Below are 21329 nucleotides of genomic sequence, written 5' to 3' on the forward strand. Positions count from 1 at the left end.
ATGCGCGGAGCTATCGCGGTCGATCACTCCCGGGGGATGTCGCCCGGCGTGCGGTCGGCACCTTCGAGCACGTTCACCTCGTGCTTGTCGCTACCCGGACCCACGTGCGCCTCGGCACGCATCCGCTCGACCATGTCGGGATAGTGCAGCTCGAAGGCGGGACGCTCCGAGCGGATCCGCGGCAGCTCGTAGAAGTTGTGCCGCGGCGGCGGGCAGGTCGTCGCCCATTCGAGCGAGTTGCCGTAACCCCACGGGTCGTCGACGGTGACGACCTGGCCGTAGCGGTAGCTCTTGAAGACGTTCCACAGGAACGGCAGCGTCGACGCGCCCACGACGAAGGCCCCGATCGTCGAGATGGTGTTCAAGGTGGTGAACCCGTCGGAGGGCAGGTAGTCGGCGTAACGACGCGGCATGCCCTCGTTACCGAGCCAGTGCTGCACCAGGAAGGTGGTGTGGAAACCGATGAAGGTCAGCCAGAAGTGCCAGCGGCCGAGCTGCTCGTCCATCATCCTGCCGGTCATCTTCGGGAACCAGAAGTAGATGCCGGCGTAGGTCGCGAACACGATGGTGCCGAAGAGCACGTAGTGGAAGTGCGCGACCACGAAGTACGAGTCGTGCAGGTGGAAGTCCAGCGGCGGGCTCGCGAGGATGACACCGGTCAGGCCACCGAAGAGGAAGGTCACGATGAAGCCGACCGCGAACAGCATCGGCGTCTCGAAGGTGATCTGGCCCTTCCACATCGTGCCGATCCAGTTGAAGAACTTCACGCCCGTCGGGACGGCGATCAGGAAGGTCATGAACGAGAAGTACGGCAGCAGCACGGCGCCGGTGGCGTACATGTGGTGCGCCCACACCGCGATGGAGAGCGCGGCGATGGCAATGGTCGCGTACACGAGGCCGCTGTATCCGAAGATCGGCTTGCGGGAGAAGACCGGGAAGATCTCCGAGACGATGCCGAAGAACGGCAGCGCGATGACGTACACCTCGGGGTGACCGAAGAACCAGAACAGGTGCTGGAAGAGCAGCACACCGCCGGTCGCGGGGTCGTAGATGTTGCCGCCGATCACCCGATCGACGAAGGCACCCATGAAGGCCGCGGCGAGCAGCGGGAAGACGAGGAGCACGAGGATCATCGTGATGAAGATGTTCCAGGTGAAGATCGGCATTCGGAACATGGTCATGCCGGGCGCGCGCATGCACACCACGGTGGTGATCATGTTGACGCCGCCGAGGATGGTACCGAGACCCATGACGATCAGGCCGAGGAACCACAGATTGCCGCCGATCCCCGGCGAATGGATCTCGTCGGCGAGCGGCATGTAGGACGTCCAGCCGAAATCGGCAGCGCCGCCGGGCGTGATGAATCCGAAGGCGACCGTGAGTGCGCCGAAGAGGAAGAGCCAGTAGCTGAAGGCGTTCAGGCGCGGGAAGGCGACGTCGGGGGCACCGATCTGCAGCGGCAGGATGTAGTTCGCGAAACCGAAGACGATCGGCGTCGCATACATCAGCAGCATGATGCCGCCGTGGTTGGTGAACAGCTGGTTGTACTGCTCGTTCGACAGGAACTGCAGACCGGGCACCGCCAGCTCCGCGCGCATCAGCAGGGCGAGCACACCACCGAACAGGAAGAACGAGAACGATGTGAAGATGTACATCAGTCCGAGCTTCTTCGGGTCCGTTGTGGTGATCAGGTCGTAGAGGACCGCGCCCTTGGAGTGGTAACGCGGCGGATACGGCCGCGTGGGCTTGACGGGAGCGACAACCGCGTTCATCGGGCCTCCTCGAGCCGCCGTGAGGCGGCAACGGTGCGGCGCGGACGGGATCGACGGCGCACGGCGATCACCACCCGCGATGCTGCAGGTGAACTCAGAGTAGGCGTTCCACCTCACACGCGCACCGGGTTCGCGGACCGAATTGTGACGCGACGACGAGCGACCCGAACGACTCGTGTACGGCGAAGAGAACGTTTTCTCCATATATCCGAGGTAGCCATGGCAGAGACCGTCCAGCAGGCACTCCGTGACCTGTTCGAGAACAACACCGCGGCCTTGGTCCACGCGATCGCCGGGGCCGGGCTCGCGGGCTTCCCGCTCGTCGGCCTCAACAACACCCGACGCGGTGAGGGTCTGGCACGCGACATCCTGCGTGCGGACTGCCAGATCCTGCTGACCGATGCCGAGCACGCCCCTCTGCTGGACGGCCTGGATCTCGGCGACGTCACCGTCTTCGACGTCGCGAGCCCCGAGTGGCGGGCGCTCGTCGACGGGGCCTGTCCGCTCGAGCCGTACCGGGAGGTCGGGCCGACCATCCGTTCATGTTGATCTTCACCTCGGGGACGAGCGACGATCCGAAGCCGGTGATGCTCGCCCACATGATGGTGTTGTTCTCGGGCAGCACGCTCGTCCCGCAGTTCTCGATCACGAGCGACGACGTAATCTACCTGTCGATGCCGTTGTTCCACTCCAACGCGATCCTCGCCGGGTGGCCTACAAGGACGCGGACGGCTGGATCTACCTCGCCGGTCGCACGGCCGACTGGATGCGCGTGGACGGTGAGAACCTCGCCGCCGCCCCTATCATGACCGCGATCGTGCTGCGCGACGAGACGTCGCTCGTACCCGAGGAATTCGAGAAGGAAGGACCCACAGCGGGCGACGGCGTGCTATGGGTCCGCGAGAACGAGAAGTACGTCGTGGCCTGACGTTGAGGAGCGCGAAACGGTCTTCGGCGCGGGATGTTTCGCGCTCCTATGACCGTTTCGCGCTCTGCTGTGTCAGTGCCCGTCGAAGCCGGGCAGTCGCGCCGGCTCCTCGACCACCGAGTACTCGCTCGCGTCGCCCTGCACGACCCTGCTGCGCGAGCCGTCGACGCCGACGGGGATGTCGCCGGCGAGGGTGATGCGATGCAGGCGGCGGGTGTGGTCGCCGAAGTCGGCGATGCCGTAGTGCTGCGTGGCGCGGTTGTCCCAGATCGCGACGTCGCCACTCTCCCACGACCAGCGGAACGTGTTCTCCAGCTTCGTGATCCGACTCTGCAGCAGCTGGAGCAGCGCGGCGGTCTCCGACGGCTCGAGACCGACGAACTCCTTGACGAAGTGACCGAGCAACAGGGTGCGCTCACCCGTCTCGGGATGGACCCGCACCACCGGGTGGATCGTTTCGTAGGTGTTGCGGCGGAACTCGTCCTGGTAGCGGCGTCGCTCCTCGGTCAGCGCCGGATCGGAGCTGCCCGCGTCGAGCTTCTCGGCGTAGTCGTAGAGATTGGTGTGCAGGGCCCACAGGTTGTCGACGAGCGCCTTCAGCGCATCCGGCAACTGCTCGTAGGCCGCGGTCGTGGAGGCCCACGTCGTCGCACCGCCGTACGGCGGCAGGGTCACCGCCCGCAGGATCGACGCCTTCGGAATGCGGTCGACGAAACTGACGTCGGTGTGCCAGCTGTTCGCAGCACCCTCGATGGGCAACAGCCGCTTACCCTTCGAGTGGACCGTGGGGTGCGACTGGGTCTGCGTGCCGAGCAGGCCGGCGAAGGCCCACTGCTCCTCGTCGTCGAGGTGATGCTGGTCGCGGAAGACGATCGCCTTGTGCACGGCGAGTGCGTAGCGGATGGCCTCGACGGTCTCGGACGCCAACGAGCCGGACAACCGCACCCCGTCGATCCGCGCACCGATGTGCTCCCCCAGCTTGATGACGACGATGCCCCCGGCGGTGTAGACGGATTCGGCGGTGGTCGTATCGCGATCGAGTTCGGTGATGGTCATGCGATCTCTCCTTCGATGATCTGAACCTGGCGTTGTCGCTTGCGCCGATTCAGTTCACCGCCATCCGTCGGCAGAGTCGACGGTTGTGGTCAGCGAGATCGAAACGAGCCGAGCTCGCTTACGGGAGATCGAAACGAGCCGAAGCCGCTATCGGGAGTGCGTTCTCACTCGAGGATCTCGCTCCGCCAGAAGGTGTCGCCGTCGGGGACGGTCTCGTGGTCGTCGAAGAAGGTGACGAGCGCCTGTGCGGCTGCCGCGGCGTCGGGGAAGCGACGCCCCTCCATCGGTCCCCGGTTGATCTCGAGCGTCCCGGACACCGGATCGACGCGCCCCTGCACGCGGTATCCCCCGATGTCGGCGACCACCGCGAGCCGTCCGTCGTCGGTGTCGGGTTCGGCGACCGCCGGTGTGGCCGGACGTGCTACGCGGACGGCCGCTGCCGGCACCGGCGCCGCGTCGTGGTCGGGATCCTTGACCGCGTCGAGACCGAGCAGATCCCAATGATCTTGACCGTGAACGACATTGCTGCGCTGAATCGGGTGACTGCCGGTCGGTGTCCGGCCGGGGCGGTCGGCGAGCCAGAGCGCGACCTCCTCCTCGATTCCCCCTTCGATGTCGTCCGCGTCCACCACATAGAACTCCGGTAGCTCGGGTGCGAGATCGACGAACACCCAGTACGACACGCCCGCACCGTCGGCGGCGGGAACTCCGTCGCGGCGTCGCGCGAGCCACGGATCGCTCGCCGTCGAGCACACCCGCACCACACGTTCGGATCCGTCCGCGCCCTGTACGCGGACGTCCCGCTGTCCAGGGATCGGCTCGGCCCGGCCGCCTCGCGCCAGAACCTCGGCCACGAAGGCCGCGACTCCCTGTCGAACGATGTCCCCCATATCGACTCCTCTTCTCGGTGCGCACATCGAGCAGTGAATCGGGATCGACGCGCGATGTGCCCACGTCCTGCGCGGTCTCATCGAGACCGGAGGTCTGGTGCGACCATACGTGGCTACGAGCAGAAGAAGAACTGCATGTGACCGATCACCGGAAAGCATCACCCTTAGTGGTGAGCGCCTTGACCCGTTCGACGATGCGGTCCTGAAGTTTGGACGGGGTGCGCCAGCGCATCGCGAGTTTGTCGTAGTCCATGGCGTGCTCGGCGATGATGTCCTTGAGTTGTTCGACCCCGAGGGTCGACAGCCTCTCCCGCAGAGTCGCCTCGCCGCTCTCGCGGAACACCACGAACGGGTCGAAGGCCCCGGGTGCGCGACGACTGCGACGCGCAGACGTTCGGGCCGCGGCCGGGCGCGTAGCAGGAGCGGGAGCAGGGGTCGGGGCGCTTGCGTCCGCGGTAACCGAGAGCGCTCCCGCGAGTGCCCTCGCGAACCGCGGCGTGCGTGCCGCCTCATCGGCGATCACCTGGACGAGAGCGACGAGCGCGCCGGCCGTGCCGGGTGCCGCCTCGTCGAGACGGAGCAACGCCGAACTCGCCTCGCCGATGCGCACCCGCAGACGCGCCTGTGCCATGTCGGTATCGGGGTCGGGATTCGTCACAGGTACACCTGCGCATTCATCATGATCGTCTCGGTGAGGATTCGCAGTGCGTCGTACTGGCCGGTGTTGCCGTACTTTCGCTTGAGCGTGCCGTAGGGCACGAACTCGGCGGACGCCGCGATCTGATTGGCCTCGGGCACCCAGGCGGGAACGACGCTCGCAATCCGGGGGTCGCGCTGGAGCTGTTCGATGATCGTGCGGTGCAGATTCGAGGCACTGCGGTACTTCGTGATGACGAGACCGATCTCCCGCACGGTGTGCCCGGTCCGTGTCGCGAATTCCTGGATCTTCGTCTGCAGCGGCGGAATTCCGTAGGTGGACAGGATGTCGGGAATCGTCGGGATGAGATAGCCGTCGGCGAGACGCAATCCGTTGAGGGTGAGGATCCCGAGATTCGGCGGGCAGTCGATCAGGATGTAGTCGTACCGGTCGGCGATGGGCCGGACAGCGGAGAGCAGCACCTCGACGGGACGGTGCGAGCCGGGATCGGCGTACTGCTGGTGGGTGAGCCCCTCCTGGATGTCCATGAGATCCAGCGACGACGCGAGCAGGTCGAGATCACGGACCGCTCGCACGGGCGAGACGTTCTTCTGGACGGCCTTCTCGATGTCGAACGCGTCGGCGTGGGGCGTGATCGCCTTACGGAAGAGCGTCGCGAGGGTCAGACCGAGTTCGTTCAGTTCCTGCCAGCGTTCCTCCCCCACCATCATCGTGGTGAGGTTGGTCTGCGGGTCGAGATCGATCATCAGCACCCGCTGCCCGAACTCCGCCGCCATGAACTCGCCCAGAGCGGCCGTCGTCGTGGTCTTGCCGACGCCACCTTTCAGGTTGATCGTCGCGATTACCCGTGCCACCCCACACCTCTTCGGGAAAGAAATTCATTACTCGATATCGCGAGCAGAACTACCCGAAGGCGGACATACGAGGCAGCCGGGTGACAGCTACCGGATCAGCGGCCCCTCGACTCGACCGCGAGACGGGGCATGCCGGCGAGTTCGTCGGGCGTGACGTACGAATCGGAGGTCGCGAAACCGCTCAGGTACAGCGGCGGCTCGCGGTCGGCGACCGCGCGCACGATCTGCCCCTCCGAGACGAAGACGATGAGCCCTTCGGCATCGGATCCCGGCATGTTCCGCCAGGTGACTCCGGGGGTGTGCATCACGCGGTTGAGTTCGCTCATCAGCACCGGGACGCGGAAGTAGTACATCCGGTCCCACGACTCGACACCCGCTGCGGCCGCGACCTCCCCGAGCGTGCGGGACTGTCCGGAGACGAGCACCGATTCGAACTCGGCCTCGAGCTGCGGGTCGTCGACGACGGACACGCTCGTCGTCGCCCCCGAACAACCCGAGACCCCCAGCACCGCAGCGACAGCCAGCGCAAAACCCGTACGCACGAACCGCGACGCCACCGCACCCCCCTGTGTATCGACCCCCGATAGGACGCGAGGAAGCTACCACCGGTTCGGACGAATACACCAGCGAAGACGGTCACTTTCCACGAGTTCGGGGATACGACCCGAAACGCAGCCGAATCGATGTGACAAATGACAGTAACTCCGAGTTACTCCTTTGCGGTGAGCTCGGCGATGTCCGTCCACAGAGCACTGCGGAGCGCGACCATCGGTTCGGCTGCGGCGCCGAGCTGGTCGCCGACGAAATCGGTGTTCTCGGCGGACAACTCGCGCGCACCCGATCTGCCGATCAGGTCGTCGATCCGCTGGTCGAGACTCGCGGTCCGCTGCGCGATGTGTGTGAGATGCAGATGGCCCTCCGCGCGCGTGAGCAGGTCGCCGATGCGCGCGAGCGCGGTGACGCGCGCAAGGATCTGGTCCCATACCGGTTCGAGCGCTGCCACCCGGGATTCGAGACCGGACCGCGCCTCGGGCGCCGATCGGATCGCGGACTGCAACTCGTCGAGCAGGTCGCGCAGGGCGACGGTGTCCACCGCGATCTGGGTGAGCTCCTCGGCGAGATCGAGCTGGGCTCGTTGAACCTCGAAGTACTCCGAACGCCACGCCGCCGATGCCTCGACGCGGTCGTACAGGGAACCGGCGAGGAAGAGCAGGGTGTCGTAGCGGTCGACGAAGCGGTCGTCGCCGGAGGGCACCTCGCGTCCGAGCCGTTCGGCGACGCGACGCCCCGTCTCGGCCAGCGGGGTGCGTTCGGACCAGCGACCCACGCGGTCGACGGCGACACCGAGCACCACTCCCCGGGCCTGCTCGACGGGCGTGACGGGCAGGGGCGCCGGGGTGCGTTGCAGTGCAGCGAACAGCGCCTCGCGTTGTTCGATCTCGAGATGCAGCCCGTCGCGTCGGTCGCGGCGCACGGCGCGGACGCCCTGGGCGTAGTGCAGCGGCGAGTGCACGACGGTCTGTCGCGCCGCCCGGATGCGTTTGCCGAGCTCGTTGGCCCGGTATTCGAGTGCGAGTCGCGCAGCGCCGGGACGCAGGCCGTCGATCCGTGTGCGGAGGCGGGCGTGCTCGTCGGACAGGCGGCGCAGCTCACCGAATCCGTCGAGGGTGGGCAACCGGCGCCCGACGCGCCGGCGGTTCGCCAGCACAGCACGTGCCGATTCGTCGAGGTAGCCGGCGGCCAGTGCGACCGCCGCGGCGTCCGACAGAGGAGCGTGCCCGCCCTCGATACTGCCGGTCTCGCACCACCGGCGGACCTGCCCGGCGATACGTGTCCGCCGGTCCACCGACGGGATGTCCCGGCCGGGCGCGTCGTCGCGCCCCGGGAGGTGGGGTCGATCGGCTTCGGACACGGGGATCCTCCTCGCGGCTCGTCCGCAGGCATGCACCGTCCACTGTTCCAGATTCCGCGCGGGCTCGGAGAAATGCCCGGTAACGGCCCCGATCCCGGGCGCTCGACGGGCACGATCCCACACGTCCACGGCCGCGCTCCGGTTCGGTTGAGACCTTCACCTTTTCGCCCTTCGTGACGGATGTCACAGCATTATCGAGGTAGCTCCGAACGATTTGCCCGATCCCGGATCGCGCCCGAGACGGGGCGCGCGAAAACCGTTGCGTACCAGCAGAAGCGAGAGTACGCCGGCGACGGGTCCCTGACCCCTCCGGAAGTTACCGATCGGTGTTACTGCACAGTACCGGCGGCCTCCGGGACCGGAGACCCCCTCCCCGACACCCGCTCCCGAGCGAAATCCTCTGCGCGCGAATGCCCGTGAGAGAAGTCGGCCACGAGGTCGCCGCCGATCGCCCCGCATGGAAGCAAAACGTGACAAACCCTCATGTTTCCTCCATGCTGTAATCCGAACGGAGCCTTCGCCCAGGGGGACGTGACCGTCGCAACCGACGGCCGTAGCTGCGGAGACCTGTTCGAAACGGTCCTTCGGACACCGCGGATGTTGCCCGGTGGATCGACGACGAACACGCATGCCCATGCCAACCACGAGGAGCCGACCGCTACATGTTCCCGCTCGCGTCACCAACACGAGACGTGGAAGGTAGGACCGGTTAGGTTGACCTCCTCATTGGGGTGGAGCTTCGAGACGCGCGCCCGATGCGTGCACAAACCATGGAGAACGGTGGCAACGAGTATGTTCAAGCGGATCGCAGTGGTCAATCGCGGTGAGGCGGCCGTACGCCTCATCCGGGCAGTCCGGGAGCTCAACTCCGAGCACGGCTACGACATCAAGACGATCGCTCTGCACACCGATGCCGAGCGACGGGCGATGTTCGTCCGTCAGGCCGACGAAGGAGTGACCCTCCGGCCGTCGACGACGGCGGCGACCCCCTACCTCGATCATGCAGAACTCGAGCGCGCGCTCCTCGAGGCGAAGGCCGACGCCGTCTGGGTCGGCTGGGGCTTCGTCGCCGAGGACCCCGCCTTCGCCGAGCTGTGCGCCCGCCTCGGGATCACGTTCATCGGTCCCTCCGCCGACGCCATGCGTCTGCTCGGCGACAAGGTCGAGGCGAAACTCCTCGCCGAGAAGGTCGGCGTTCCCGTCGCACCGTGGTCCGGTGGACCCGTCGATTCCCGCGCCGACGCGCGCCGCCACGCGCAGGCCATCGGCTACCCGCTGATCATCAAGGCCCGCTCCGGCGGCGGTGGCCGTGGCATCCGCAAGGTCTACGCCGAAGACGAGCTCGAGCTCGCCCTCGAGCGCACCCAGGGTGAGGCCGAGCGTTCCTTCGGTGACCCCGTCGTGTTCATCGAGCGTCTCGTCACCGACGCACGCCACGTCGAGGTCCAGGTCATCGCCGACAAGCACGGCAACGTCTGGGCCCCGGGCGTGCGCGACTGCTCGATCCAGCGCAAGAACCAGAAGGTCATCGAGGAGTCCGCCTCGCCGCTGCTCACCAAGGAGCAGTCCGACCACCTGCGCACGGTCTCGGCCGATCTCGTCCGCGCCGCCGGCTACGCCGGTGCCGGCACCGTCGAGTACCTCTACCAGCCCGACCTGAAGATCTTCACCTTCCTCGAGGTCAACACGCGTCTCCAGGTCGAGCACCCCATCACCGAGGCCACGACCGGCATCGACCTCGTGAAGCTGCAGATCCTCGTCGCCTCCGGCGAGAAGCTTCCCGGCGAGTGCCCCGGCGAGTTCGGGCACGCCGTCGAGGCCCGCCTGAACGCCGAGGACGCCGCCAACGGCTTCGCACCCGCTCCCGGCACCGTGCAGCTGCTCAAGTTCCCGCTCGGCTCCGGTCTGCGCGTCGACACCGGCATCGCCCAGGGCGACGTCATTCCGCCCGACTACGACTCCATGGTCGCCAAGATCATCGCGTGGGGCCGCGACCGCGACGAGGCACTCGCCCGCCTGCGCACCGCTCTGCGCGAGACCACCGTCGTCCTCGACGGCGGCACGACGACCAAGTCGTTCCTGCTCGACCTGCTCGACCGTCCCGAGGTCATCGACGCCTCCGCCGACACCGGCTGGCTCGACCGCACCGGCGCCGGCACCGAGACCGGTCCGTCCAAGGTCGCCGACGTCGCTCTGATCGCGACGGCTGTCGACGTCTACGACACCGACGAGGCCCACGAGCGCTCCGCCTTCCTCGCCTCCGCCCGCGGCGGTCGCCCGCGTGCCGGACACGCCGTCGGACGCAAGATCGAGCTGAGCTACCAGGGCCAGGCCTACGAGCTCGTCGTCGGCCAGGTCGGCCCGCACCGCTACCGGGTCGACACCGGTTCCGCCGAGTTCGACGTCGACGTCGAGCGGCTGGGCGACTACGAGTCGCGCCTGACCCTCGGCGGACGCCGCCACAACGTGGTGTCGATCGCCGGTCCGGCCCACTTCCTCGTCGAGGTCGACGGCATCAGCCACCAGATCAGCCAGGACGAGGCCGGCGTGGTGCGCACCCCTGCCCCGGCCGTGGTCGTCGCGGTTCCCGTCGCCGTCGGTGACGAGGTCGAGGCCGGTCAGACCCTCGTCGTGCTCGAGTCGATGAAGATGGAGACCGCGGTCCGCGCTCCCTTCGCCGGCAAGGTCCGCGAGATCCTCGCCGTCGTCAACGCGCAGGTCGACGCGGGCGCCCCGCTTCTGCGGGTCGACCAGATCGTCGAGGAGGTCGTCACCGAGACCGTCGAGCGCGTGGAGTTCGCTGCACCGGCGCCCTCGCTCAGCGACGATGTCGCCGCCGACGCACTCGCTCGCCTCGACTCGCTCGCCGCTCTGGTCACCGGATACGACGTGTCCGCCAAGCGCACCGCGGCACTGCTCGCCGAGTACGAGCGTCTCTCCGGCTCGGTCGACTCGTGCGCGCTCGTCCGCGCCGAGCTCTCGCTGCTGACGACCTTCGCGGACGTGTGCGAACTGTCGCGCAACCGTCCGACCGAGGAGGAGAAGAACAGCGACGACCGGGTCCACAGCCCCCGCGAGTTCTTCCACGGCTACCTGCAGTCGCTCGACGTGGAGGTCGGGGGTCTGCCCGACAGCTTCCGCGCGCGTCTCGCCCGTGCCCTGCGGCACTACGACGTCCTGGAACTCGATCGCACCCCGGAGCTCGAGGAGGCCGTCTACCGGTTGTTCCTCGCGCTCGAGCGCATCGAGGCCCACGTCCCCGTGGTCACCTCGCTGCTCGACCGCTGGGTCGAGCGCGACGACACCGAGGTGGGGATCTCCCACGAGCTCAACGAAGTCCTCGACCGGCTGATCGTCGCGACCCAGGTCCGCTTCCCGGTCATCGGCGACACCGCCCGCAACCTGCGGTACCGCTACTTCGAGGAGCCGGTGATCCGCAAGGCCCGCGAGCAGGTCTACGACGGGGTCCGCGGTTCGCTCGCGTACCTCGCCGAGCATCCGCAGGCGACGGACTACGCGCAGCGCATCGATTCGCTGGTCGCCACACCCGAGCCGCTGATCGACCTTCTCGCACAGCAGATCACGCGTCCGGAGACCGTTCCGGGCCCGCTGCTCGAGGTCATCGCTCGCCGGGCGTACAAGATCCGCACCCTCGAGGACGTGCGTTCGTGCACCGTCGGCGGACACCAGTTCGTCACCGGCAACTTCGATCTGCGCGGCACGCGCCTGTACCTGATCTCCGCCGAGGCCCCGCAGGCCGAGTTCGCGTCGCTGCTCGACGCCGTCGAGGAGTCGGCGGCCTCGGTTCCCGACACGAAGAACCTCGTGATCGACCTGTACCTCGCGTGGGACGACGCTCCGGCCGATGCCGACGCCCAGGCCGACGCGCTGCGCGCCGAACTCGCCGCACGCCCGGTGACCGGCGTGGCCCGTCGCGTGACCGTGACGGTCTGCCACACCGACACGGCCGAAGAGCACGTGTTCACCTTCCGCCCCTACGAGACCGGATACGCGGAGGAGACCAACATCCGCGACATCCACCCGCTCACGGGTCAGCGTCTGGATCTGTGGCGCCTGAAGAACTTCGACGGCACCCGCCTGCCCGCCAACCCGGACACCTACCTGTATCACCTGGTGTCGCAGGACAATCCGTCCGATGAGCGGTTCATCGCCCTCGCCGAGGTGCGCGACCTGACGCCGCAGCGCGACGAGTCCGGTCGCATCGTCGGACTGCCGGCCTTCGAACGCGCTCTCGCGAGCTCGCTCGACGGCATGCGACGCGCCCAGGCCAACCGCGGCGGGCGACGTCTCGACGCGAACCGCGTGGTGCTCTACGTGTGGCCCGCCGTCGATCTCGACATGGAGGACCTGCGCCGCATCGGCCGCAACGCCGCGCCGCTGACCGTGGGTGCCGGACTCGAGGAGATCACCGTCATCGGGTCGTGGCGTGATCGCCAGGACGAGCCGGCACGCGAGGTCGCCCTGCGCTTCTCGTACCGCTCCGGTGCGGGCGTCATCGTGCGGGTCACCGAGCCGCCGAAGGAGCCGCTGAAGCCGCTCGACGAGTACACCCAGAAGGTCCAGCGGTCCCGTGCCCGCGGCACCGTCTACCCGTACGAGCTGATCCCGCTGCTCACCGGCGGCGAGGGCACCTTCGTCGAGTACGACTTCGACGAGCAGGGCACCCTCGTGCCCGTCGACCGCCCCTACGGCCGCAACACCGCGGGTCTGATCGTCGGCGTCGTCGACACCCCGACCCCGCGGTACCCCGAGGGCATGAAGCGCGTCACGCTGTTCGGTGATCCCACCAAGGCGCTGGGCACCGTCGCGGAGGCCGAGTGCTCCCGTGTGGTCGCCGCGATCGACCTGGCGGAGAGCCTGAACGCTCCCGTCGAGTGGTTCGCGCTGTCGTCCGGCGCGACGATCTCCATGGACTCGGGCACCGAGAACATGGACTGGGTGTCGCGCGGTCTGCGTCGCATCATCACATTCACGCAGAACGGCGGCGAGATCAACGTCGTGGTCACCGGCATCAATGTCGGCGCGCAGCCGTACTGGAACGCCGAGGCGACGATGCTCATGCACACCAAGGGCATCCTCGTGATGACCCCGGACAGCGCCATGGTGCTCACCGGCAAGCAGTCGCTCGATTACTCGGGTGGCGTCTCCGCCGAGGACAACTTCGGTATCGGTGGCTACGACCGCGTCATGGGCCCCAACGGTCAGGCGCAGTACTGGGCCCCCAACCTCAGGGCCGCCATCGAGACGCTGTTCGCGCACTACGCCCACGCCTACGTCGCGCCGGGCGAGCGCTTCCCGCGCAAGGCCGCGTCCACCGACCCGGTCGACCGCAACGTGTGCGTGTACCCGCACGTGCATCCGTCCAGCGACTTCACCACCGTGGGCGACATCTTCTCGTCCGAGACCAACCCGGATCGCAAGAAGCCGTTCGACATCCGTACGGTGATGCGCTCGGTGGTCGACCAGGACCACGCTGTGCTCGAACGGTGGGCCGACATGGCCGACGCCGACACCTCGGTCGTGTTCGACGCGCACCTGGGCGGAAACCCGGTGACGGTCATCGGCATCGAGTCCCGCGCGATCCCGCGCAAGGGCTGGTTCCCCGCCGACGGACCGGACCAGTGGACCTCGGGCACGCTGTTCCCCAAGTCGTCGAAGAAGACGGCACGGGCGATCAACGCGGCGAGCGGCAACCGTCCGCTCGTGGTGCTCGCCAACCTGTCGGGCTTCGACGGCTCCCCCGAGTCGCTGCGCAACCTGCAGCTCGAGTACGGCGCCGAGATCGGCCGGGCCATCGTCAACTTCGACGGTCCGATCGTGTTCGTCGTGGTCTCCCGCTACCACGGTGGTGCCTTCGTGGTGTTCTCGGGCGCACTGAACGAGAACATGGAAGTCCTCGCCGTGGAGGGTTCGTTCGCCTCGGTGCTCGGTGGCGCTCCGGCGGCTGCGGTGGTCTTCACCCGCGACGTCAACAAGCGCACCGCGAGCGATCCGCGGGTCGTGGAACTCGAGGCGCAGCTGCGGGCCGCCGAGGACGGCGACAAGGCACGATTGGGCGTCGAGCTCACCGCTCTGCGCACCGCGGTGCGGTCGGAGAAGCTCGGTGAGGTGGCAGCCGAGTTCGAGGCGATCCACAACATCCAGCGCGCACAGCAGGTCGGCTCGGTCGACGCGATCGTGCCGGCGGTCGAGCTGCGGCCGCAGATCATCGCGGCCGTCGAGCGCGGCATGGCACGCACGCTCGCGTAACCCACGCAACGAGAGCGAGACCCCACCGGAACACTTCCGGTGGGGTCTCGTCGTCGTGGGGCCGTCGTGCGGGTCAGTCGTCGTGATCGTCGTCCCGGTCGTCGTCGTGTACATCGTCACAGCGGTCGTCCCACGCGTCGTAGAAGTCCTCGACGTGGTCCGGCACCGTGTCGTCCCAGTCCTCGAACCACGCGTCGCAGCTCGTGACGTCGATGTAGGGGATGTCGGTGGGCAGGTCACCCGGCCCCGCATCCCGGGCCGGGTCGACGCCCGCCCGAACAGTTCCATCCGGGCCGCCGGTCGTCGTCTCGTCCACCACGCGGGCGACGGTGAATGACGACGGTTCGGAGGGAGCGGACTCACCTCGGTTCGCCGACACGAAACCGACGGTGCCGGCCGTCATCGCGACCGCTACAGCGGTCACGGCCCATGCGGTGCGGCTCATCGCCATGATCGTTCTCCTCGACTCGGTGTTCGTCCTGGTCACCGGTAACTTTGGCGCACGACGATGAGGGGTCGATGAGCCGAAGATGACGAAACCTTCATCCGAGACGCGTACGGATCCACTCGACCAGGATCCTGGCTACCTCGTGAGGAGCCTCCGGGACGAGGGCGTGCCCGCAAGCCGGCACGACGGCCGTGGAGACGAGTTCGCTCCCGAACTCGTCGACGAGCTCACCTCGGGTCTCCGCGGGCCGGAAAACGTCCTCTCCTGCTTGTACGTCGAGCAGAGGTGACGGCGCCACCGTCCACCACGATTCCTTGTCGGTCGCGGCCATCGCTGCCCGCTGCGACACGATCGCGTCGGGCCACCACCCGTCGAGCCACACCGCCGGATCGTGTCCTGCGGCGAAGAAGACGTCGCGCAGGTGCACGAGTCGTTCGTGGTCGGGAAGCGAGAGGTCGGAGCACTTGGCGACACGCTCGGTCAGCGAAGCCGGAAACCGGCGGGCCCCGGCGGCGAGCACGGCGACCCCCCGGACGAGTTCGGGCCGGTCGGCGGCGAGTACCCGGGCCACGTAGTGCCCGAACGCATGACCGGCCACAACAGCGGGTGCGGCGTCGAAATGCTCGATGACGGCGGCGACGTCGCCCGCGAGATCGTGCAGGTCGAGACCGGTCATGGGTCCGCGGCTGCTGCCGATACCCCGGGGTTGCGGTCGCAGAGCAGTGAATCCCGCTGCGGCGAGGTCGCTCGCGATCGGATCGAATTCGTAGGAGTCGCGCCCGAGGGAGGGCAGCAGGACGACTGCCGGCCCTTCCCCGTCGAGACGTACCTCGAGTTCGGCCACCGGTGTTTCGACAAGACGAGTGTTGCTCACGGGGCCATCCTCTCATCGCCGGAAAGACCTGTGCTTCGCCACAACGACCCTCTGTAGTGTCGAGAATCACACCGACGCCAGGTGTGGCGCGTTTTCGAACGGGGAATACCAACGAGCTCGTCTTGGTCGAGCTTCGGCGGCACGGAGTGCGTCTCTCCCCGACAGGCGTCAAGCGACCGCCCACGGTAGGAAATCGACTCCGAATCCCTTCATCTGCAATTACTTTCGGGACCATGCGCGAAACACGTTCGCGTCCACGCCATGTGCACACAGTTGTACCTGACTCCCCGGTAGCACGTTGTGCCATTCTGGAGCAGTCCGATTCGTGCAGGCTGTACGTCCGGATGGATACGAACATTCAGCATGTTCGTACCGTGGGGTAACCCCGAATCTTCGTCGAATATGATTGTGCTCCAATACTTCTCGAACTATCTGGACAAATTGACGAGATTCGAGACTCGAATTGTTTCTGGTGACAACATCATCGAGGTGGTGCATGATTGGTGCCGCAGGGAGTTATGAGCCAATGAAGGCTCGTTTCGGGGGACACGCGTTCGAGTCAGGGGGATTCGAAACGTGCTCCTCCACAGAGAAATCAACGCGCAGGGGGCGTTTGTGCGACGTCGGCGAACAGCCGCGCCCGTCGCCCCCTCGCACAGCGAGGAGATCAGCATGACCAGCACCATCGAACCCAGCTCGCAGATCGCTGCCGGCGGAAACAAGCTCCGCGGACGCGTCGCCTTCGTCACCGGCGGCACGCGCGGCATCGGTGCGGCGATCAGCCGCAGCCTGGCGAGCCAGGGCGCCACCGTCGCCGCAGGCTACGGACGCAACACCGCCCAGGCGGATCAGTTCCTCGCAGACCTGAACGAGACGGGCCGCAAGGACGTCCGTTACTCGGTGCACCGCGGTGACGTCGCGAACGCCGACGACTGCCGACGCACCGTCGACGAGGTCATCGAAACGCACGGCCGTCTCGACATCCTGATCAACAACGCCGGCATCACCATCGACCGCACGGTGCTGAAGATGCAGGACGAGGACTGGGACACCGTCATCGGCGTGAACCTCTCGGGTGCGTTCTACCTGGCGCAGGCCGCACTGCGCCACATGCTCGAGCGTGGCACCGGACGCATCGTCAACGTCTCCTCCGTCATCGGCGAGACCGGCAACATCGGGCAGGCCAACTACGCGGCATCGAAGGCCGGCCTGTTCGGTCTCACCAAGACCCTCGCCAAGGAAGCGGCCTTCTACCTGGCCAAGAACGACAAGCTGGACCCGAACGGCATCGGCGTCACCGTCAACACCGTCACCCCGGGCTTCGTCGCCACCGAGATGGTCGAGGCCATCCCCGAGAAGGTTCTCGCACGCATCACCGACACCATCCCCGTGAAACGACTGGCCGACCCGCAGGAGATCGCCCGGGTCGTGCACTTCCTCGCCGCGGACGCCTCCTCGTACATCACCGGTCAGGTATGGGGCGTCAACGGCGGCCTGGACATGTGATCCGGTCTCCCCACCCACTACTTCGAATCGAACGGTCCCCTCGCACATGCAGCCATTCGAGCTCAATCGGCACGGCCGAATTGTCTTCCCCTCCAATTTCGTTCCCGAACTCGACTTCTCCACGCTGAGCAGCGTCGACCACCTCGACGCCGTCATCCGACGCGACTTCGACACCAAGGCACCCACGGTCTCGGAGATCCTCTCCCGGCACGAACTGGGCAAGTACGCCTCGAAGTTCGAGATCATGCGGGACATGGCCCTGAACGTCTTCTGGGCCGACCGATTCCCGCTGATGATGTTCGAGCGGCGCGTCATTCGCTGGGGCGACGTTCCCCGCAACCGCGACGACGTCTACATGCCTCGTCTGACTCCCTGGCCCGAGGCCGAAGAGCGGCTGGGGGCGGTCGAGGAGGCCTACCGCGCTCTCCCCCGCGCATGGGACAGTGCCGCCGAGGACCGCATCTTCGATCGACTCTTCGCGGTCTTCGGTTCGCGTCGTCACTTCGCCGGCGACCTGCCCACGGTCAAACCGACCGTGCCACAGCTGATCTCCGATCCGGAGAACATCACCCTGCGTGTTCGCCACTACGATCCGAACCACCCAGTCTTCGGATACGACGAGATCCTCGACTGTCACGAGGACGTCGCCGAACTCGAGGCACTGAGCCGCTGGTCGATGGTTCTGCACAACCAGCAGCCCTGGGACGGAAGCGAAACCGAACTCGTCCGGGTCGCGGACCTGAAGGACGACGACTACGTCGTGGCCTCCCATCCGCGCAATCGCGAGGTCCAGCGGTTCATCAACCGGGTCATGTCGGGCAAGACCCGTAAGGCCACCTCGTACACGCGGCACGAACCGGTGGCACCGTCTGCGCCCTACCCGGCCGTCGACGTGCGCTCGGAGTTCGCGATCGCACCCCGCATCGATGCGATCGCGGTCGCGCACGGCGACCAGGTGTGCACCAACGAGGACCTGATCCGTAACACCGCCTACAACTGGTCGCCCATGTCGGCCGACGAGATCACGGCCAAGACCGGGATCGAGCAGCGCCGGTACACCTCGGGAACCTTCGAGGACCTGGCCCTGACGGCGGCGAAGCAGGCGATCACCCACGCCGGAGTCGGCCCGCAGGACATCGGCGCGGTCATCACCTGCACGTGCACGAGCGGTCGGCTGATCCCGTCGCTGGCCACGTGGATCTCGGGCGAACTGGGCATCGGGCAGACCCATGCCTCGTTCGACCTGATCGCGGCGTGCGCGGGAATGCCCTACGGCCTGGCCGAGGCGACCCGCATCCTGCAGCAGGTCAAGCGCCCCGTCCTCGTGGTGTGCGTCGAGAAGTTCTCGGACAAGATCGGCACCGTCCGGCCGTCCCGGATGATCTTCGGTGACGGCGCCGCGGCGATGGTCATCTCTCCGGCCGCCGAGGGCGAGGCACCCGATCTCGAGTTCTTCAACAGCTACGCGAGCGGCCCGACGAGCGAGGTCAACTCGATCATCTGGCCGAACCCGGACTTCGACAACTTCATCACGGTCTACGGACCCGAGGTGAAGACGCTCGCCGGTCGTTATCTGGCGCAGATGCTCGACGAGATCAAGGCCCTCCCGTCTCCCGACGACGCCGAGCGTTCGCTGCTCGACGACATCGATCTCATCGTTCCCCATCAGGCGAACAAGACGATGGTCATCGAGCTCGCCGCGAACGCCGGACTCTCGGCCGACCGGTTGTACTTCAACATCGAGAAGGTCGGCAACACGTCGTCGGCGAGCATCCCGCTCGCGATCCACGACGCGGTCCGCGACGGGGTCATCACCGAACCGGTGCGCATCTTCGCTCCCGGCTTCGGTGCCGGAGCGGTGGCGGGGTACACCGTCATGCGGATCGACCCGAAGGTGGTCGTGCCGTTCGAGGAGACTGACGCCGGCTGATCCCGGCGTACGACAGGCATCCGGGCCGTCCCCCGGCAGGCCCGGAGTACATCGGCCCGTTCGCGACATCCGGTCGCGAGCGGGCCGATCGTCGTTTGCGACCGGGCGACGTAACACCCGCGACGCCCAGGCCGACATTTCGATCGGATCCGGCAAATCGGATCCGGACGAAGTACAGAAAGGCCTCGCGCATGAAGTTCCGCCGCATCGTCGCTGCGACGCTGGGGTGTGTGGCTCTGACGGTCGCCGCACCGTCGACCGCCACCGCCTTCCCTCTCGTGGACCTGCTCCCGAAGGGCATCGCCGATCTCGTTCCGAGCGGATCGTTCAATCCGTTCGCTCCGCCGCCAGCACCTCCGGCTCCCCCTGCCCCGCCGGCACCCCAGGCGGCTCCGCAGGTCGCGCCGGCTCCCCCGGCCCGTCAGGCTCCGGCCGTACCGAGCGGTGGGTTCGAGAACTGCACCGAGGCATGGAATGCGGGCGCTGCTCCGGTCCACCGCAACGACCCCGGATACGCTCCGCGTCTCGACCGCGACAACGACGGGATCGGCTGCGAGCGCGATCCGCGCTGATCGGTCCGTCCGGTAGACGGACGAGAGCTCTTCCATTCCCGCAGAAGGGCGAAGGCCCTTCCATCCTCGGGGATGGAAGGGCCTTCGTCGTTCGTACGTGCAGAAACCTCAGAGCCAGCGCGGCGGCGTGAGTTCTCCGCCGGTGACGCCGACGGCGCCGCGACCGGCCGCCCAGCGGACGACACCGGCGAGATCGCCTCGGACGGTGTGGGTGGTCTCGGCGTCGCCGTTCACCCGGACCGCGTCGCGTCCCTCGACCTCGAGCGCGATGCCCGCACCGAGCTCCTTCTTGCGCCACATGCCGACGATGTCGTCGAGCAGGGAGTCGAGGACGACGGGCGGGAAGTCGCCGAAGCGTCCACCGTTGTCGAGATCGACCGCGTGGATCCACACTTCGCGCGTGCGCATCCAGGCGGTCTCCTCGGCCGGCACGAGCCGGCCCTGTGCGGTGCGCACCTGCGACTGCCACGCCGCCTCCGGCAGGTGCCGCCACTTCTCGTCGAGGCGGGCAACTGTGTGCGAGAACAGGTTCCGCAGAGCGGCGGGATTCAGCGTCGCGCCCTCGGCGATCTCCTGCGCCCGCTGCTCGGTGGAGGAGTACATCGGGGTCTCGACACCGGTCGCCGCCCAGTCCATGAGGCGGCACAATGCTGCGGCGTTGTAGCCGATGTGCGCGACGAGATGCCGGCGCGTCCACCCGTCGAGCAGGGTGGGACCGTCGAGTTCGTCGTCGGTGAGCTCGGCGAGCCGCTGCGACAGGTACGCCGTGCCCCGCCGGGCGATGAGGAGCCGCTCGGACAGGTCGAGATCGTTGAATCCCACGGTTCGGCTTCTCCTACTTGATGATCGTCTTGTTCCGGACGGTGCCGAGGCCCTCGATGGTGACCTCGCAGACCTCACCGTTCTGGATGTAGCGAGCAGGCTTGCGGGCGTGGCCGACACCGCCGGTGGTGCCGGTGATGATGACATCGCCCGGCTGCAGGGTCACGATGTGCGAGATGTAGTCGACGAGCTTGGCCGGGGTGAACACCAGATCGTTGGTGTTCGACGACTGCATGACCTCGCCCTCGAGGCGGGTCTCGATGGCGGTGCCGAGCTGGTAGTCGGTGTCGAGGAAGGGACCGAAACCGCTGGTCTTCTCGAAGGTCTTGCCCTGATCCCACTGCAGCGTGCGGTACTGGTAGTCGCGCATCGTGTAGTCGTTGATCACGGAGTAGCCGGCGATGTACTCGGCGGCGTCGGCCTCGGAGACCTGGTAGGCCTGCTTGCCGATGACCACGGCGAGTTCGGCCTCCCAGTCGAGCTGCGACCCCGCGTAGGAGGGAACGACCACATCGTCGTAGGGGCCGGTGAGGGCTTCCTTGAACTTCGAGAACAGGGTCGGGTACTCCGGCAGGTCGCGGCCCATCTCCTTGATGTGGGTCGCGTAGTTCAGGCCGACGCACACGATCTTGCCCGGGGCGGGGACGACCGGGGCGTAGTCGGCGGAACCGAGGTCGACGGTCCTTCCGGATGCCTGCTCGGCGACCGACTTCCAGTTCGAATCGGCGAGCAGCGCGGACAGATCGGCGTAGCCGTCGATGACGGTGGCGCTGGAGTCGCTGTCGACACGGACGGCGGCGGTGCCGCCGTCGAGGCGGAGGGTGGCGAGACGCATGG

The 21329-nt window shown here is 67.2% G+C and carries 15 protein-coding genes and 1 pseudogene; 5 read left to right on the forward strand and 11 right to left on the reverse strand.

Translation table 11 applies throughout. The features are described 5' to 3' along the window. Positions 1–23 precede the first annotated feature (23 nt). Positions 24–1772 carry a cytochrome c oxidase subunit I gene (gene ctaD, locus K3M35_RS03595; RefSeq protein WP_024103513.1) on the reverse strand — a complete coding sequence of 583 codons (1749 nt, stop codon included), beginning with the start codon at positions 1770–1772 and terminating at the stop codon, positions 24–26. 264 nt (positions 1773–2036) lie between these two features. On the opposite strand from ctaD, the pseudogene K3M35_RS03600 reads away from it, so the two are divergent. Then, a pseudogene (locus K3M35_RS03600) lies at positions 2037–2700 on the forward strand (AMP-binding protein); the annotation flags it as partial. Between the two features lie 72 nt (positions 2701–2772). Here K3M35_RS03600 and K3M35_RS03605 read toward each other — a convergent pair. The 6 genes from K3M35_RS03605 to K3M35_RS03630 form a co-directional block, all read right to left on the reverse strand. Then, positions 2773–3756 carry a TauD/TfdA family dioxygenase gene (locus K3M35_RS03605; protein WP_248689777.1) on the reverse strand — a complete coding sequence of 328 codons (984 nt, stop codon included), beginning with the start codon at positions 3754–3756 and terminating at the stop codon, positions 2773–2775. Positions 3757–3920: 164 nt separating this feature from the next. Continuing rightward, positions 3921–4646 (reverse strand): hypothetical protein, encoded by a 726-nt coding sequence (locus K3M35_RS03610; RefSeq protein WP_033097347.1) that lies wholly within the window; start codon positions 4644–4646, stop codon positions 3921–3923. Positions 4647–4791: 145 nt separating this feature from the next. After that, positions 4792–5304: a hypothetical protein gene (locus K3M35_RS03615; RefSeq protein WP_006553962.1), complete on the reverse strand. Its 513-nt coding sequence runs from the start codon at positions 5302–5304 to the stop codon at positions 4792–4794. Further along, a complete protein-coding gene (locus K3M35_RS03620; RefSeq protein ID WP_006553961.1) occupies positions 5301–6158 on the reverse strand; it encodes a ParA family protein in 858 nt (285 codons plus the stop codon). Before K3M35_RS03620 ends, K3M35_RS03615 begins: the two co-directional genes overlap by 4 nt. Positions 6159–6253: 95 nt before the next feature. Next, positions 6254–6700, reverse strand: coding sequence for a hypothetical protein (locus tag K3M35_RS03625; RefSeq protein WP_230826357.1), 447 nt, complete (start codon positions 6698–6700; stop codon positions 6254–6256). Between the two features lie 167 nt (positions 6701–6867). Then, the gene (locus K3M35_RS03630) at positions 6868–8070 is read right to left on the reverse strand and encodes a hypothetical protein (RefSeq protein ID WP_064851424.1); all 1203 of its coding nucleotides are present in this window, start codon (positions 8068–8070) and stop codon (positions 6868–6870) included. A 792-nt stretch (positions 8071–8862) separates the two neighbouring features. On the opposite strand from K3M35_RS03630, the gene K3M35_RS03635 reads away from it, so the two are divergent. Further along, entirely contained in the window at positions 8863–14340 is a 5478-nt protein-coding gene (locus K3M35_RS03635) for a carboxyl transferase domain-containing protein (protein ID WP_024103509.1), read from the forward strand. 73 nt (positions 14341–14413) lie between these two features. Here K3M35_RS03635 and K3M35_RS03640 read toward each other — a convergent pair whose 3' ends face one another. After that, positions 14414–14785 (reverse strand): hypothetical protein, encoded by a 372-nt coding sequence (locus K3M35_RS03640; RefSeq protein ID WP_259443589.1) that lies wholly within the window; start codon positions 14783–14785, stop codon positions 14414–14416. 97 nt (positions 14786–14882) lie between these two features. Then, entirely contained in the window at positions 14883–15662 is a 780-nt protein-coding gene (locus K3M35_RS03645; protein WP_033097343.1) for an alpha/beta fold hydrolase, read from the reverse strand. Positions 15663–16334: 672 nt separating this feature from the next. Here K3M35_RS03645 and K3M35_RS03650 point away from each other — a divergent pair. The 3 genes from K3M35_RS03650 to K3M35_RS03660 all read left to right on the forward strand — a co-directional run bounded on the left by K3M35_RS03650 (position 16335) and on the right by K3M35_RS03660 (position 19670). After that, positions 16335–17168 carry a 3-oxoacyl-ACP reductase family protein gene (locus K3M35_RS03650; protein ID WP_024103504.1) on the forward strand — a complete coding sequence of 278 codons (834 nt, stop codon included), beginning with the start codon at positions 16335–16337 and terminating at the stop codon, positions 17166–17168. A gap of 46 nt (positions 17169–17214) precedes the next feature. Further along, positions 17215–19098: a ketoacyl-ACP synthase III gene (locus K3M35_RS03655; protein WP_220666001.1), complete on the forward strand. Its 1884-nt coding sequence runs from the start codon at positions 17215–17217 to the stop codon at positions 19096–19098. Between the two features lie 191 nt (positions 19099–19289). After that, positions 19290–19670 (forward strand): excalibur calcium-binding domain-containing protein, encoded by a 381-nt coding sequence (locus K3M35_RS03660; protein WP_064060113.1) that lies wholly within the window; start codon positions 19290–19292, stop codon positions 19668–19670. Positions 19671–19778: 108 nt separating this feature from the next. Here the strand turns inward: K3M35_RS03660 and K3M35_RS03665 are convergent, their stop codons facing one another. After that, complete coding sequence (locus K3M35_RS03665; protein WP_120281936.1) at positions 19779–20492, reverse strand: maleylpyruvate isomerase family mycothiol-dependent enzyme; 714 nt, start codon at positions 20490–20492, stop codon at positions 19779–19781. Positions 20493–20505: 13 nt separating this feature from the next. Further along, a complete protein-coding gene (locus K3M35_RS03670; protein ID WP_220666002.1) occupies positions 20506–21327 on the reverse strand; it encodes a fumarylacetoacetate hydrolase family protein in 822 nt (273 codons plus the stop codon). Positions 21328–21329 lie beyond the last annotated feature (2 nt).

It is taken from the genome of Rhodococcus sp. DMU2021 (assembly GCF_019641445.1).
Lineage (GTDB): Bacteria > Actinomycetota > Actinomycetes > Mycobacteriales > Mycobacteriaceae > Rhodococcus > Rhodococcus pyridinivorans.

Bases quoted from the DNA above. Each gene is read 5' to 3' on its own strand.
- K3M35_RS03670 (WP_220666002.1), bottom strand. From the start codon at position 21,327: ATGCGTCTCGCCACCCTCCGCCTCGACGGCGGCACCGCCGCCGTCCGT.
- K3M35_RS03610 (WP_033097347.1), bottom strand. From the start codon at position 4,646: ATGGGGGACATCGTTCGACAGGGAGTCGCGGCCTTCGTGGCCGAGGTT.
- K3M35_RS03635 (WP_024103509.1), top strand. From the start codon at position 8,863: ATGTTCAAGCGGATCGCAGTGGTCAATCGCGGTGAGGCGGCCGTACGC.
- K3M35_RS03655 (WP_220666001.1), top strand. From the start codon at position 17,215: ATGCAGCCATTCGAGCTCAATCGGCACGGCCGAATTGTCTTCCCCTCC.
- ctaD (WP_024103513.1), bottom strand. From the start codon at position 1,772: ATGAACGCGGTTGTCGCTCCCGTCAAGCCCACGCGGCCGTATCCGCCG.
- K3M35_RS03640 (WP_259443589.1), bottom strand. From the start codon at position 14,785: ATGAGCCGCACCGCATGGGCCGTGACCGCTGTAGCGGTCGCGATGACG.
- K3M35_RS03605 (WP_248689777.1), bottom strand. From the start codon at position 3,756: ATGACCATCACCGAACTCGATCGCGATACGACCACCGCCGAATCCGTC.
- K3M35_RS03650 (WP_024103504.1), top strand. From the start codon at position 16,335: ATGACCAGCACCATCGAACCCAGCTCGCAGATCGCTGCCGGCGGAAAC.
- K3M35_RS03660 (WP_064060113.1), top strand. From the start codon at position 19,290: ATGAAGTTCCGCCGCATCGTCGCTGCGACGCTGGGGTGTGTGGCTCTG.